We start from the raw sequence: 663 nt of genomic DNA, 5'->3' as shown, positions 1-663 counted from the left end.
TTTATTCATCATAGTCGCAGAATCGACCGAAATCTTTGGCCCCATAGACCAGTTAGGGTGCGCGATTGCCTGTGCTGGCGTTACGCTGTCGAGATCGGCAATGTCAGCGTAACGGAATGGACCGCCAGATCCGGTTAACAGAATACTAGAAATGCCATGCTCATCTAAGTTACAGCGGCCAAGATTGGTTTGAACTTGCTGTGGTAGGCACTGGAAAATAGCATTATGTTCACTGTCTACTGGCAGCAACTCTGCCCCGTATTGTTCAACGGCATCAATAAACAACTGCCCAGACATGACAAGCGCTTCTTTATTCGCCAGCAATACGCGCTTGCCCGCTTTAACGGCCGCCATGGTTGGCAACAAACCCGCTGCACCAACAATGGCTGCCATTACGCTATCTACTTCTTCTAATGAAGCCACATGACAAAGTGCATCAACACCACCTAACACTTCTGTATTTGGTGAAATGGTGTGGATTTCTGATTGCAGAGCAACAGCCGCAGCCTTATCCGCCATTACCGCGAATTTAGGCTGCCATTGGCGACAAAGTGCCACCATCTTTTCAACGTTAGTGCCAGCCGCCAGTGCGACCACAGAAAACAGCTCTGGGTTTTGTTCAACCACTTTTAAGGTGCTTGCACCTATTGAGCCTGTTGCACC

At 49.2% G+C, this 663-nt stretch carries 1 pseudogene; it reads right to left on the bottom strand.

Annotation, left to right across the window (positions count from 1 at the left end):
• Positions 1–663: pseudogene (locus R7Z47_RS25120) on the bottom strand (1-deoxy-D-xylulose-5-phosphate reductoisomerase); the annotation flags it as partial.

The organism is Vibrio sp. 1641 (assembly GCF_033339995.1).
Classification (GTDB): domain Bacteria; phylum Pseudomonadota; class Gammaproteobacteria; order Enterobacterales; family Vibrionaceae; genus Vibrio; species Vibrio alginolyticus.
This window is presented reverse-complemented; position numbering and strand designations above follow the sequence as displayed.